This window comes from Azospirillum oryzae, assembly GCF_008364795.1.
In the GTDB taxonomy this organism is placed as follows: domain Bacteria; phylum Pseudomonadota; class Alphaproteobacteria; order Azospirillales; family Azospirillaceae; genus Azospirillum; species Azospirillum oryzae.
In genome coordinates this window covers 24,290-37,135 of record NZ_VTTM01000017.1, presented here as the reverse complement: position 1 = coordinate 37,135, position 12,846 = coordinate 24,290, and the positions used below count along the sequence as shown (strand labels likewise).

Sequence of the window (12,846 nt, the reverse complement as noted above, 5' to 3'; positions counted from 1 at the left end):
TTCGCGGTCGACCAACCTGGACGGCGGACGCTCACCAGCCATCCAGGTATGAATATGGCGTGCCCGGACATACAAGATGGTATTCGACGCCCACGCCCGTGCCGCGGCCTTCTACGGCGGCCTGTGCGAGCGCGGCATCTACGACAACATGAAGACGGCGGTGGACGCCGTATTTGTCGGCAAAGAGCGCCGCTTCAACCGCCGCTTCGCCCAGATGTGCTCGCATTACCTGGTCGAGCCGGTGGCCTGCACCCCGGCTTCGGGCTGGGAAAAGGGCCAGGTCGAGAACCAGGTCGGCACCTTGCGCCAGCGGCTGTTCACGCCGCGGCTGCGGGCCAAGACGCTGGAAGAGGTGAACGAACGCCTGCACGACGAGGTGATCGTCTGGGCCCAACAGACGTCGCATCCAGAGGATAAGAGCCGGACGGTGTGGGAGGTGTTCCAGGCGGAGCAGCCGGCGCTGATCACCGTGAGCGATCCTTTCGACGGCTTCCACGAGGCCACGCTCAGCGTCTCGAAAACCTGCCTGATCCACTTTGACCGCAACCGCTACAGCGTGGCCGCGATCGCCGCCGGCAAGCCGGTGCAGGTCCGCGCCTACGCGACACGGATCGTGGTGTGGTTCAACGGCGCGATCGTCGCCGAGCACCCACGGGCTTTCGGGCACGGCCACACGCGGTACAATCCGCTACACTACCTGCCGGTTCTCGTCCGCAAGCCGGGGGCGCTGCGCAACGGGGCGCCGTTCCGGGACTGGGATTTGCCGCCAGCCCTGGCGACGGTGCGGACCCGCCTGGGCCGCGGCGACGACGCTGACCGGCAGTTCGTTGGCGTGCTCGCCGCCATCCTCACCGATGGCCTGGAGGCGGTGGAGGTCGCCTGCCGCGAGGCACTGGCGAGCGGTACGCACAGCCGGGACGTGATCCTGAACATCCTCGCCCGGCGCCACGACGTCACACCGGCACCGGCCATGGCGGTGCCGACGGCGTTGACGCTGTCCATCGAGCCGGCCGCCGACTGCGGGCGCTACGACCGCCTGCGCGCGGTGCGGGAGGGATGCCATGGAACGGCATGAGCTGATGGCGCTGATGGCCGAGCTCAGCTTGGCCGGCATGCGTGCCGCCTACGATGAGGTGATGAGCGACGGGCTGAAGCGGCAGCGCACCGTCCAGCAGATCCTGGGCGATCTGCTGGCGGCGGAGCGGGCGGAGAAGCAGGCGCGCTCGATCCGTTACCAGCTCGGTGCCGCCAAGCTGCCCCTGGCCAAGACGCTGGCCGAGTTCGACTTCACCGCCAGTCCCCTCAACGAGGGGCTGGTGCGCGAGCTGCACGATGGCGGCTTTCTGGAAACCCAGCGCAACGCCGTGTTCATCGGGGGAACCGGGACCGGCAAGACGCACATGTGCATCGCCATCACGGCCAACTGCGTGCGCCGCGGCGCCCGTGCCCGGTTCTTCAACGTCATCGACCTGGTGAACCGGTTGGAGGCCGAAGCCCGGACCGGGCAGGCGGGCAAGCTCGCTGACCAGTTGACCCGCGTTGATCTCGTGGTGCTGGACGAACTCGGCTACCTGCCGTTCTCACAGAGTGGCGGCCAACTGCTGTTCCACGCGCTCAGCCAGTTGTACTCGCGGACCTCGGTGTTGATCACCACCAACTTGAGCTTCGCTGAATGGCCGACGGTGTTTGCTGGCGACGCCAAGATGACCACCGCTTTGCTCGACCGGCTGACGCATCACTGCGACATCCTGGAAACCGGCAACGAGAGCTGGCGGTTCAAGAACCGCTCCTGATCCAAAGTCTTCCCCCCGTCCGTTGCCCAGGGGGGCCCACAGGCCCCTCCCACGCGCGCCGCTGCGTCAGCCATGAGGGCACTCCGCGGCGCGCGCGGGACCCTCCCGTGGACTCCCTGGACAACAGGTTCTGCAACCGCAAGCGTGGCTGGAAATTGCAAGCCGATGCCGGCTGGAAATTGGAAGCCGATTGACAATCAAGTTCCCCTCAGTGCACCCTGCTGGCTGTCTCCCTTGGAAGCTGGACGAAGCAGTCTCCTAGGCGCGGATGCAGTATTGCATCGTTATGAAAGGCCCTTGGCGTTGGCCGTGCTTTCTCTCATCAGTCGAGTTCCAAGCTCTTCAGAGCCTTGCGCTTCAAGCGCCCCAGCTTTGGGTCCGGTGTCGCTGTCGATACGGCGATCGGCATTGGGGAAGAAGGAGCAGCAGCAGCCACAAGGCCCGCATTGATCTCGCGTCGGCGGTAGAGGCCCTGCATTGCCAGGCTACGGACAAACTCAGCGCGGTCTCTGGACGGTAGACGCTCGAGCTCCTCACTCAGCTCGGCGCAAGCGCGTGTTATGACCAGGACGATTCTCATTGGACAGCTGCGCTCCAGAAGCCTCGTGCGTTCGCCAGGACCGGCTCTTGAGGCAACACGGGGCGGCTCTTGGGGAAAAGGTCGCGGGCCGCCGCCTCGTAAGCCTTGGCACCCCCGCCGACGATCAGCACGATGTCTACAGCGCGGTCGTTGGCGCGGAGTTGCTGCTTCATTTCCTTCAGGGCTTCGACAGCAACGCGCTGCGCCGCCTTATCCATGTACGGCGCCAGCTCGACCGGAGTGCCGAACACCGGGACCGAGGTCTTGCCCTGACGTACTGCCTGTTCCAGCCGCTCTATGCCGGCGCTGCCTCCATGGTCCTCCTGGATGAGGCTGTTTACTGTCTCAATCAGGACCGACATCGCCCGCTTGGACGTGCCGCTGCTGGCTTTGCGGATCTCACCCTCCTCGATGGCGATCCAATCCACCGAGAAGAAGCCGGGATCGATCACCATGATCCGTGACTCTTCAAGCTCCGCGGCGTCCTCGACCGTGTTCAGCAGGTCCAGGTAAGCGCCGAAGGGCTGGGGAACGACCAGCGTGTTCTTCACTGTGATCGCCCGGCCGGCGGTGACCTGATGCTGACCGGTCAGCCGGTCTGAAAGACGTGCCCGGAGATCCTTATCAAGAAACTGGGAGACCGGCAGGCCGGTGATGAGCTGGTCCACCGTGTCGTGCTCGCCCATGAGGAGGGCAGCGTGGAACAGTGCGCGGTAGGCATCGGAGGCGGGGTAGTCGGCGTGCAACTCGCGAACTGAGGTTTCAAGCCGAGCCTGATCCACACCTGCAGCCCACTTCTCACCGTTGACGTTCACGACAAGAGCGTCTGTGTCTCCGTCTGCCTTACCCATCCGCAATGGGAGGTCTGACAGGCGGCCAGCGCCGGCGGGCAACACCCGTGTGACGGCAGGCTTGGCCAGCCCGTCGTCCGACACCTTTCCGAAGGCTAGCTTGAGGTTCGAATACCCAATGTCGAGCCCGATGGCGAACATGGCGGCACATTCCCGGAAGTTGCTCTGGCGGTTCACTGCAGGAACCTATGAGCCATGCTACCAACTTCGAAGCGCACGGCGCGCCGCCGAAAGACGTCGGAAATCGACGTCTTTCTCGGGTGCTGGGGACAAAGTGCTTCTGGCGGTGCTCTGGCGGTGCTCTGGCGGTGCTCTGGCGGTACCGGCGGCGGCGGAGCATATCCATGGGCATCAGGTCGGGCTGCAGGCAGCCCCATTTGGGTATTTAGCCGGAGCCAAAAGAGGCACTAGCTGAGCCAGCGCTTCATAACGTGCCGTACACCATGGGGTTCCCATCTGCGCAGCCCCCCGGTCTGCGCAGATCATAATCTGCGCAGACCATGGTCGTTCTTGTGCAGATGACCGGAAGAACAACCATACTTCAGATACATTGGTGGTTTTCATCTGCGCAGCCCCCCCGGTCTGCGCAAATCATGATCTGCGCAGACCGCCCTTGAATGTGCTCGGGGGTAGTGATAGCGTGGCTTTATCTGCGCAGCCCCCCCGGTCTGCGCAGATCATGATCTGCGCAGACCTCGTTTCCCCCGTTGCTTTGATGTGGCCCTGCTCCCATCTGCGCAGGGGGGTGGGTCTGCGCCGATGGTTAGGTATTTGCGCAGACCCCCCCGAGGAAAAATGACCCTTGAAGATGAGATCAAAGCTCTGCGGGAGCGGACCGGAGCGAGTTTTACGGACCTGTTGAGAGCTCTTTTGTTGTCCGAGGGCGATGTGCTCGAAACTGAGGCCCGGGGACTCTCATCGGGCTTCTACGGAGAATGTGAGCGTGTCCGCCAGGAAAGGCCGTCATCCGAACACAACCGCTATCTGGCGCGGGTTGAGCGACGGAATGTGGCGATCTCAATCCGGTGGGCGAAAGTAAGGTTCTTCGGAGGAAAAGGGAGCCGCCGGCGGATGGACGAGAACGTGCCGCGAGGCGACACGGCCCAATACCCGATGACGTCTTTCCCCGATGCGCAGGATTGGGAAAGGGTGCTCATCAGTGATCTGGAAGAGAAGTTTGGCCCTTTGCGATCGCGAAGCAGTATGGTCGCGAAAATGGCAGTACTTGGAGCCGCCTACCGCCAGGTTGAGGAGGGGGCTCGACAGCGGCAGGCTGCCTTGGAGGCAGACACCGCAAAGTTCTAAGGGAGGCGAGGACTTGCGTTTCCGGGAAAATCCGTAGGCTGAACACAGAGGGTGAGCGGACGGCCGCGCGCCCCCTGGACAGGCAACGCACACCTCAGGAGGCAGGCATGCTGGACGCAGAGTTGGAGCTTTATGGCGATCTGTTCGTCGCGTGCCGCTTCCACGAGGTGGGCCTGACCTTCGAGGAGTTCCTTCGGCACCCGATGAAGGCGATTGCGACTTTGGAGAATGGCCCTGCGGTGCAGCGGTGGGGGCGAATGCGGGCGGTGTCCGCGACAAAGCTGGCCAAGAGTGCCTGCGGCGGTCCTCCTCCGGCCCTCACCAATGAGGCTCGCCGTCAGGCCGGCATCGCTGAACACGAACGCTTCGACGCCGAGGTTCGCCGCTTCCTCGCAGTAGGCTAACGCCCCCTGGATAGGCCCCCCTGGAAAGGACAGCCGCTATGGAACGTCTTGTGATTGGCAAGATACGAAACCGGGTGCGGGAGCGTGAGGACGCGGACCGCCTTCTCTGGCTCCGCCGTGAGAACATGCCGGCGGAGTTGGCCCGTGGCCGTCTCGTCCTGTCGGAGGAGGAGGTCCGGACCAACCTGCCTGTTCCCCTCCTCGGTCGACCCGATCAGGTGTTCATGTCGGACGCAGGACTTCTGGTGCCGGTGGACACGAAGACCCGGCGGCTGCCGCGGGTGTTCCTCTCGGACATTGTGCAGCTGTCGGTCTACGGGACAATATTGAACTTTACGACAGACCCACGGTTTGCCGGCCGGGATGTGGCCGCCCATGGTTACGTCCGGATGCCGACGCTCTATGGCGTGGCCTGGGCGCGTGTGGCACTGTTGAAGCCGGCAGCGGTGGTCGAGCTCTGGGCAGATCACTGGCGCCGCACTGAGGCCCAAGCGACGCAGGCGGCATAATGCTGGAAGGCGTTGAGGGGCCAAACACGGCCCTTCGCTTCAGTCGATGGGTGTTGGGGTGGGAGGAGTGTGTGATAAGCCTGTTCGACCACTCCCCTCGCATTCGGCGCGTGGTTCAGAAAGCAATGTTGGTTGTCGGTGTGCTTGGCCTTTGCGGCTTCGGCCTGCGGGTCGCGCAACAGTCAGGCTTCGTTACGGTCTCGCTGGACACCGATCAGAAGATCGCCGACTGCGCTCTCCTAGGGCAGGCCTTCGAAGCGGGACAGGTGACCGCTATCGAATTTGTGACCGCCGGCTGCTCTCAGGCGAGGTTGAGGGAGATGCTGGTGCGCCGCGTCCAAGGAGACCAACGGGCGCCACAGTACGGCCGTTCCTGAGTGGGCGCCGCAGCGCGCATATTGTCCCTTCAGTCGCGCGGTCAACCGTTCTCGCAGATATCTCCTTGTCCGGTCTGAGTGGCTTGTGCTTAATGATCTTGGCTGCTTTGGCGCCTAAGGATTTGCAAGGATTTTACCCGGTCGTAACGATTCCCCGCTCGCCGATTTCAGGCTCCGGGTGTATGGTTGCGCCCGGACGCTCGTTTTTGCGAGTTCTGAGCTGAGCAGCAACCATGGGCGGCGCGCGGGCGCATCGGGGCAACCTACTGTGACTAAAGACGACGACATGCTCAAGGAGTTCCGGAAAGCGACCGGCGGTGATGCCTCTGAGGGCGTCAAAGAGATACTCGACCTGGTGAAGATGGACTGGCCGGGAGCGGCGAAGGCGATGGAGCGATTGGGCAAGTTTCTGGGCGATACCGTGACGGTCCCGGGCTTGGAGGGTCACAAGCCGCTGGCCTTTGCCGCCTACGAGAAGGCGCTGGCTGCCTATCAGGAGGCGATGGGGCAAGAAGACCCAGTCCGGTTGGCTGCCCTCATTGAGACGCTGCTGACCGAAGCGGCCGACGGGCTCACAAAGGTGGAGATCGTCGACGCCGTGGGGCGGGTCTGGAACCCGGCTGACGGCAAATCGGTGTCCGAGTGGAACAAGGACCGCAATAAGATCGAGGTGCGTGAGGGCTCACAGCCGATGTCGAAGGAGGACCTGTACGACATCCTGATGACCGTGACGACCGATGGCACAACGCGCCAGATCATCGCCGAAGCCAAGACCTACTACCCTGAGGGCACAGTGCCGGACCCGTTTCCAAAGCCGACGACCTCACTGCACTGAGCACAGCTCACCACCTATCCTTCCTCGGCCGGAGCCTATGGGCGTCCGGCCTTTTCTGTGCCAGAGGAACGGCGTGAGCCAGCGTGCGTCTCGCGGGCGCGGAGAGTTGATTGGCCATAATCGACCGCCGAACCCTTGAGCGGTAGAGTCGTCAGGCCCCGTGGAGGGATAGGTGTTTGTCTATGTGATTGGTCCCTCGGCGGTCGGGCCGGTGAAGATCGGCCACAGCGTCGACCCGACCGGCCGGTGCGCTGACCTGCAGACGGGAAATCCAGAGCGTCTCGCAGTACTGCTTCAGGTGGAGTGCGGAGACCACGCTCCGGCTATCGAGGCGGCTGTCCATGTGGCCCTATCGGACCATGCGACGGACCTGACCCGCGTCACGGAGTGGTTCTGCGTCTCCGCGGCAGAGGCTGAACGTGTGATCCTAGAGCAATGGGAGGAGGTGAAAGCCAATCCGCCCGACATGGTCGACGATGTTGACCTCCGGACGGCGCCGGCCCCAGGCTGCGATCGGAGCCCTCCCAGCGCCATTCCCTTCTACGAGTGGCTCCTCTGGCGACCGTCTTACCGGGACTTGGCCGATGATCTCTTGTCCGATCCTGATCGCCCTAAGGGCGGACGGTCCTTCTGGGTGCTCCGTGACCGTCTGGTAGCGGCTGGTGCCCCCTTGGACGCGCTCCTTATGCTTCGCCACGCTTGGAAAGAGCACGTCGCCTGCAGAAGGTTGACGGGGGAGGAACTGCGGCACATCGCTCCGGGTAATGTCGGGCTGCGGGTCGTGAACGAACCGGGTTTCGCGCTTCTGCTTCGCCATGGGCCGGAGGGTGAGTTCGCCGGCGCCGTGCTCACGCGGGCACGCTGGGAGACAGCGGGGGAGCTCCAGGCGGCTCGCGTTGTGCGGGACCGCAGTCTTGCCGCGTGGCTCCCTTCGGTGATTGCGTGACCGTGCTCTTGGCAGTCGGTGACGGCACCTGCATCGTGTCCGGCGTCCATCTTGAACGCTGGCGCTGGCTCCATTAGACTGAGTGCACTCCTGATGCCCCGTGCATCACAGTGGGCCGTCTGCATGACGCGGCGGCTCGTCGAGCGGCGAGGTTCGCCTGGTCGCTCGATCCGGCACTGAGCTGGCAGGACAAGCTTTGGTCCTGGCCCATCTGGGCGAAGCAGCCTTGGTCTTCGGGCCTCGTTGTGGTTTCGGGCTTGGTCCCTGCCACACCAAACCGCAGGGTTCGGCCCTGCGGATACGTCCTGCCCGGCGGACTGCAGCCGAGCGCGACACCCTCATCTTGCTCAGACCAAACCCGCTGGGGAAGGCCTCCTTCCCCTCAGGGGTGGTGTGTCTTCTGCCAGCGCTTTCACGACAGGAGTTCACATCATGGCTGATCTCAAGACCTACACCGCCGAGTGCAGCGCCTCGAGCGAGTACTCAACCATTCCTGCGGTGGTCGTTTTCAGCATCGACGAAGCCAAAGCCCGCGAGATCATCAGGTTGGCCGGCTTGGTCAAGGAGCACGATCTGCTCCGCGTGAAGAAGTTCGATTACGATGCCGTTTGGCTCAACACCGAACCCGCGCCGTCTGACGAGGACGCCGAGGACTGCGATGAAGAGCCCAGCGAGATCGACGACGACGACGTCTCCACCGAGTGCGACTGCCTCAATGTGTCGGAAGACAGTTTCTGGTTCAGCTGCATCCTGAAGCACACGGACACGGAAGTCTGTGGTGCCCATCAGTCGGTCTGGGAACTGGCAGAGCACTTCGGCCTGGAGTTCGGACAGCGATCTCAGGCCAGCCGGGTTGAGGAGCTGTGGCATAACCACGCGATGGTGGCCGGCTTCGTCAACAGGTACTGCTGTGGCCCAACCCCGGCAGGCATCGTGTTGACCGCCAACAAAGCGCTGATCATCGCCTCGGAGGACCGCCGGACGTTCTACCGGGTGTCCGAGGTGAACGGCGGCGTTTGCGCCACCAAGACCTGTGACCTGATCAATCTCGCCGATCCCGAAGCGGAGAGCGATTTGGTTGGGACTTACAGCGGGGACAATGCGGCCATTCTTGCGTTCTCGGCCGTCTGCCGACTGCAAGGCTGGACTGCAGTTCTCTGATCTCAACCACCCTTCCTGGGGAGGCATGCCTCCCCGCAGTGGGTGTGTGCCTCCCCAGTAGCTTTTAAGGAGGCAATCCATGACGAACCTCGTTCTCGTCGCCAGCAGCGATTTGCAAGTTGGCGATTTCGTCGACCTCGAAGGGGACCTCTATGCGGATCCTCGCCACAACCACCCGGCCTTCGACTGCCTCTACATGGAGGTGGTGGAGGTCGAGCGTGAATCGGATGCCTGCGTCGCCATTGGCTTCGAAGGGTTCGACATTGTCGGGTTCCCGCCCGATCATGTGCTGAAGGTGCTCCGGCCGGCGACTTCCGCCAGCAGCAATGACCCTACCTCATAACGCTGGGGCGGAGCTGCGGGCAAAGGCCGTGTCCGTGGTCAAGCAGAACACCGACGTTTACAGATGATCCAGCTGACATCGAACAACACCAACCTAAACCCGTGAAGAGCGCCCCCGTAAGGGGGCGTGTCTTCTCCGTCCCTGCCTGACGATGGTGGGGGGGGCGCCACCGGCCGCCCTAACCGCCGGCGTCGCGTTCGGACGACACACCCGCACTTCGTCGCTCGTGACCGGGGCACCAGAGAAAAGCGACGATTTTCATCGTCTTTTGGAGGCGCGCCCGAAAAGCCGCCCAAGCTATGGTCTCTCCAACCTGCGCCGGACCTTGGTTCTTGGACTGCGCACATCCTGGAGAAATGGCATGAACGGTATCCCCGGACTTGAGGCCCAGCTCGAAGAGAATACGTCCCAGCGTACCCCTTGCATCCTCGTCCTGGATGCCTCCTCCTCTATGGACGGCAAACGCATTCAATCGCTGAACGACGGACTGATGGCGTTTGAGGAAGCCTTGAAGGCGGACCCGGTGGCACGGAATCGCGTTGCCGTCAGCATCGTCTGCATCGGCCGCGACAACCTGGCCCAGGTGATGACGCCTTGGACCGACGCCATGCACTTCCAGGCCCCAACCATTTACGCGAACGGTTCGACCCCGCTCGGAGCTGGCGCCCGCCTGGCGCTCTCCGAGTTGGAGAGTTACAAAGCCAGTCTCCGGAACATGGGCATTCCGTACACCCGTCCGTGGGTGCTGATCGTGTCGGATGGCGAACCGACTGATGCGGATTGGGAGGATGCTGCGGAGGAGATGCGAACGGCGGCGGTCGACAAGAAAGCCATCGTGTTCCCTCTAGCCGTCGAGGGCGCCAGCACGGAGAAGCTCGCTGCCTTCAACGCGCCAGGAAAAGGGGTGCTGCGGCTGCACGGGCTCGCCTTCCGCGAACTGTTCGTCTGGCTTTCGGCGAGCGTCAGCAGCGCGAGCCAAGCCGCCGCGGGCACCAAGATGCAGATCGAGGCTCCCCGCATGATCACCATCGAGACCTGACCGGAATGACCAGCCCTGCACGAGCCGATCGCGTCTCCGGAGCGGATATAGCGCCTTGGCGCGTTGTTGGTGCCTCCGTGGTCGGGCCGTCGCATGTCCGCGCCGGACTCCCGAACCAAGACGCCTACGCTTTCGACGTCGTGGATGGCGCGCTAATCGTTGTCGTCTGCGATGGTGCTGGCAGCGCGGCCTCAGCCGAAGTCGGGGCTGGTCTCATGGTGCGCGCCCTGCTGGACAACCTGCGCGGGGTGAGCAGTACCGCCAGCGTGCCGCTGGTAGTCTGGGCGACCGCTGCCGTGCGCCACGCGCGGCAGTGCCTGGAGGAAGAAGCGGTTCGGGCCGGTCTCCCCCTTTCGGACTATCACACAACAGTCGTTGCGGCCGTCCTGCTCCCTCAGGGAGATGGATTCGTGCTCCATATCGGAGATGGTGCAGCAGCTGCCAGCGTCAGCCTCGCTGAGGACGGCGCGGCGAACTGGAAGGGCGCGTCCGTATCGGCGCCGGAAAACGGTGAATACGCAAACGAGACGTTCTTCGTTACCCAGAGATGCTGGGCAGACCATCTGCGCATAACCCCGCTGAGGGGTGTGACCAGCATCCTGCTCATGACCGACGGTGCGGCCGGCTTCGCCCTTCACGCAGACGGAAGCCCGAAAGCTGGCTTCTGTGAAGCGGTGGATCGGCACCTTCGCCGCGTCAACCATGCTGACGGAGCAAAGGCGCTGGCGGCGTCCCTGGCCTCGGAAAAGGCGACGCACAACCCGGACGACAAGACGCTGGTCTGGGCACGGAGGTACTGATGCAACTGTTTCTCCACGACGGATCAGGCGCTCAGCGAAAGCCGATCACGGTGGAGTCGGGCCAGATTGGCGCCGGCGGCGCCGGAAGCGTCCGCCGCGTCGTCGGCGATGACCGTCATGTGGTCAAGCTCTACCACAAACCCGACGACGGTCTCGCAGGCAAAGTCGCGGCAATGCTTGCGGCGCCACCGCAGCAGGCCGTCGTCCAGCACAACGGCACCGATGTGGTGGAACTGGCGTGGCCCAACGCTCTGGTCAGGGACGGCTCCGGGCGGTTCCTTGGCTACCGCATGCGCCGCGTCGACCTGTCGAGCGCAACGACACTCGAAGAAATCCTCACTCGCGCAGCACGTAGCCAGGCCGGCCATCGCGACGACCTTGGCTTCCGCCTTTTCGTGGCGCGCAACCTTGCCTCAGTTGCTGCCGACGTGCATGCCGCCGGCCACAGCATCATCGATCTGAAGCCGCCCAATGTCCTGGTATACCGAGATAGCGGGTTCATCGGCTTGATCGACTGCGACGGGTTCTCGATCCGCAGCCGTGCCGATGTCTACCCCGCTGAGATGTTCACCATCGAATATCTCGCGCCGGAAGGACACTCATCGACGCCCGGACGGCTCGGTATAGAACAGGACGCTTTCGCTTTCGCGGTCATCGCGTTCCAGCTCCTGAACGAGGGCATCCACCCGTTCCAGGGCAGGCCGGGCCCCGCATCGCGTGAGAGCGACCCAACCGACATTGCTGGAGCCATCGTCGCAGGGATCTACCCGTATCGGAACGACCGTCCCGAGCCAAGGAAGGTGCCCACCGTCCAGAGCATACACCGAGGGTTTCCGCCGGCGCTTCGATCGGCCTTCGACCGAGCCTTCACCAAGCGGCCAGCCGACCGGCCCAACATGGTCGAATGGCGAGATTTGCTCGATGCGCTCACCGGCCAGGTGAAGACGTGCTCCACGAACCCAGAGCATCAATTCATCGGCGACAGCTGCGCTTATTGCGCGCGGGAACAGGAACGCGCTGCGGAGAAGTCACGGCAACGCGCTGCGCCTCCTCCACCGCTTACCAAGCCGTCGACGCCGCGGCGCGCCCAACCTGCTGCCCAGCCTCAACCGGCATCGGTCTTCGGGGCGCCGCGTGCCGGAAATGCTCGGACGCGTTCAGGGACGAATACCGGGCCATTCGTCGTGGTGAACAACACGGCATCGCCAGCTGCAGGGGGAGCCCGCGCCTCACTGATCCCAGGAGTCATTGCCGCCGGTGTGCTCGTCATTCTTGGGCTTGGTTATTTTCTGGTTTCCGGGTCGGATTCCTCCCCTTCCAGCGACACGCATGTTCGGCGCACCCGGCAGGTCATGACGGCGGCCGGCGGCGCTACCGTCCGTTCACTCGACGGTAGCGAGGAGATGGCCAAGCTGGCCGGCGGCAAACTTGTCCCGCTCGCCGACGGACAGTTCTGCGGCCTTCCTGCAGACAAGCCGGTGGGCATCCGTCTCTCCGATGGGCGTGTGGGACTGGTTTCGCTGACCTCCCTGTCCTCACGTGACCGTCAACGGCTGACCGATTATTGCCTCGATAGTCCGGGCGGTACGCCGGGCACGCCGACAAACGTGCAATCCGTCGATGCTCCCACGAATGGCGATGCTCCGGCCAAACCTGCACAGAGCCAACGCCGCGGATTGCAGGTTATGGTCGTGCTCGGAGGAGCTCCGGTCTTTGAAGCGGATCGTCAGACCGTGATTGCGCGCCTTCCAGGGGATACCCTGGTGGACTTGGCCGGTAACAAGGCCTGCGGCGACGGCTGGGCCGCCAAGGTGCGGCTGGCTGACGGGCGAGAAGGCTATCTCCCCTATGACGCAATGTCCTCCAGAGACAGATCACGCCTACCGGCCTGCTCCTGACGTGG

12 protein-coding genes and 1 pseudogene are annotated in these 12,846 nt (G+C 63.7%); 12 read left to right on the top strand and 1 reads right to left on the bottom strand.

Going from position 1 to position 12,846, the window contains the following annotated elements:
• Positions 1 to 73 precede the first annotated feature (73 nt).
• Positions 74 to 1,075 (top strand): annotated as a pseudogene (locus FZ938_RS28495) (Mu transposase domain-containing protein); the annotation flags it as partial.
• On the top strand, positions 1,062 to 1,793 hold the full coding sequence (istB, locus tag FZ938_RS28490; RefSeq protein WP_109155383.1) for an IS21-like element helper ATPase IstB: 732 nt from the start codon (positions 1,062 to 1,064) through the stop codon (positions 1,791 to 1,793). The pseudogene FZ938_RS28495 and the gene istB, both read left to right, overlap by 14 nt.
• 576 nt (positions 1,794 to 2,369) lie before the next feature.
• Here istB and FZ938_RS28485 read toward each other — a convergent pair.
• A complete protein-coding gene (locus FZ938_RS28485; RefSeq protein WP_109155274.1) occupies positions 2,370 to 3,365 on the bottom strand; it encodes a ParM/StbA family protein in 996 nt (331 codons plus the stop codon).
• Between the two features lie 654 nt (positions 3,366 to 4,019).
• Between FZ938_RS28485 and mobI the strand changes: the two genes are divergently transcribed.
• The 10 genes from mobI (at position 4,020) to FZ938_RS28435 (ending at position 12,841) form a co-directional block, all read left to right on the top strand.
• A complete protein-coding gene (gene mobI / locus FZ938_RS28480; RefSeq protein ID WP_109155273.1) occupies positions 4,020 to 4,529 on the top strand; it encodes a conjugative transfer protein MobI(A/C) in 510 nt (169 codons plus the stop codon).
• 107 nt (positions 4,530 to 4,636) lie between these two features.
• Positions 4,637 to 4,933 (top strand): hypothetical protein, encoded by a 297-nt coding sequence (locus FZ938_RS28475; RefSeq protein ID WP_109155272.1) that lies wholly within the window; start codon positions 4,637 to 4,639, stop codon positions 4,931 to 4,933.
• Between the two features lie 38 nt (positions 4,934 to 4,971).
• Positions 4,972 to 5,442, top strand: coding sequence for a PD-(D/E)XK nuclease family protein (locus FZ938_RS28470; RefSeq protein WP_109155271.1), 471 nt, complete (start codon positions 4,972 to 4,974; stop codon positions 5,440 to 5,442).
• A gap of 663 nt (positions 5,443 to 6,105) precedes the next feature.
• Positions 6,106 to 6,654 (top strand): hypothetical protein, encoded by a 549-nt coding sequence (locus FZ938_RS28465; protein WP_136705951.1) that lies wholly within the window; start codon positions 6,106 to 6,108, stop codon positions 6,652 to 6,654.
• Between the two features lie 172 nt (positions 6,655 to 6,826).
• A complete protein-coding gene (locus FZ938_RS28460; protein ID WP_109155268.1) occupies positions 6,827 to 7,600 on the top strand; it encodes a GIY-YIG nuclease family protein in 774 nt (257 codons plus the stop codon).
• 432 nt (positions 7,601 to 8,032) lie between these two features.
• On the top strand, positions 8,033 to 8,761 hold the full coding sequence (locus FZ938_RS28455) for a hypothetical protein (protein WP_109155267.1): 729 nt from the start codon (positions 8,033 to 8,035) through the stop codon (positions 8,759 to 8,761).
• A 79-nt stretch (positions 8,762 to 8,840) separates the two neighbouring features.
• Positions 8,841 to 9,104, top strand: a complete 264-nt coding sequence (locus FZ938_RS28450; protein ID WP_109155266.1) for a hypothetical protein — start codon at positions 8,841 to 8,843, stop codon at positions 9,102 to 9,104.
• A gap of 361 nt (positions 9,105 to 9,465) precedes the next feature.
• A complete protein-coding gene (locus FZ938_RS28445; RefSeq protein ID WP_158282521.1) occupies positions 9,466 to 10,143 on the top strand; it encodes a vWA domain-containing protein in 678 nt (225 codons plus the stop codon).
• Positions 10,144 to 10,148: 5 nt separating this feature from the next.
• Positions 10,149 to 10,943, top strand: a complete 795-nt coding sequence (locus tag FZ938_RS28440) for a PP2C family serine/threonine-protein phosphatase (RefSeq protein WP_149201615.1) — start codon at positions 10,149 to 10,151, stop codon at positions 10,941 to 10,943.
• Positions 10,943 to 12,841: a hypothetical protein gene (locus tag FZ938_RS28435; protein WP_109155261.1), complete on the top strand. Its 1,899-nt coding sequence runs from the start codon at positions 10,943 to 10,945 to the stop codon at positions 12,839 to 12,841. Before FZ938_RS28440 ends, FZ938_RS28435 begins: the two co-directional genes overlap by 1 nt.
• Positions 12,842 to 12,846: the final 5 nt, after the last annotated feature.

Bases quoted from the DNA above. Each gene is read 5' to 3' on its own strand.
- FZ938_RS28485 (WP_109155274.1), bottom strand. From the start codon at position 3,365: ATGTTCGCCATCGGGCTCGACATTGGGTATTCGAACCTCAAGCTAGCC.
- FZ938_RS28445 (WP_158282521.1), top strand. From the start codon at position 9,466: ATGAACGGTATCCCCGGACTTGAGGCCCAGCTCGAAGAGAATACGTCC.
- FZ938_RS28450 (WP_109155266.1), top strand. From the start codon at position 8,841: ATGACGAACCTCGTTCTCGTCGCCAGCAGCGATTTGCAAGTTGGCGAT.
- FZ938_RS28465 (WP_136705951.1), top strand. From the start codon at position 6,106: ATGCTCAAGGAGTTCCGGAAAGCGACCGGCGGTGATGCCTCTGAGGGC.
- mobI (WP_109155273.1), top strand. From the start codon at position 4,020: ATGACCCTTGAAGATGAGATCAAAGCTCTGCGGGAGCGGACCGGAGCG.
- istB (WP_109155383.1), top strand. From the start codon at position 1,062: ATGGAACGGCATGAGCTGATGGCGCTGATGGCCGAGCTCAGCTTGGCC.
- FZ938_RS28470 (WP_109155271.1), top strand. From the start codon at position 4,972: ATGGAACGTCTTGTGATTGGCAAGATACGAAACCGGGTGCGGGAGCGT.
- FZ938_RS28440 (WP_149201615.1), top strand. From the start codon at position 10,149: ATGACCAGCCCTGCACGAGCCGATCGCGTCTCCGGAGCGGATATAGCG.
- FZ938_RS28475 (WP_109155272.1), top strand. From the start codon at position 4,637: ATGCTGGACGCAGAGTTGGAGCTTTATGGCGATCTGTTCGTCGCGTGC.
- FZ938_RS28435 (WP_109155261.1), top strand. From the start codon at position 10,943: ATGCAACTGTTTCTCCACGACGGATCAGGCGCTCAGCGAAAGCCGATC.
- FZ938_RS28455 (WP_109155267.1), top strand. From the start codon at position 8,033: ATGGCTGATCTCAAGACCTACACCGCCGAGTGCAGCGCCTCGAGCGAG.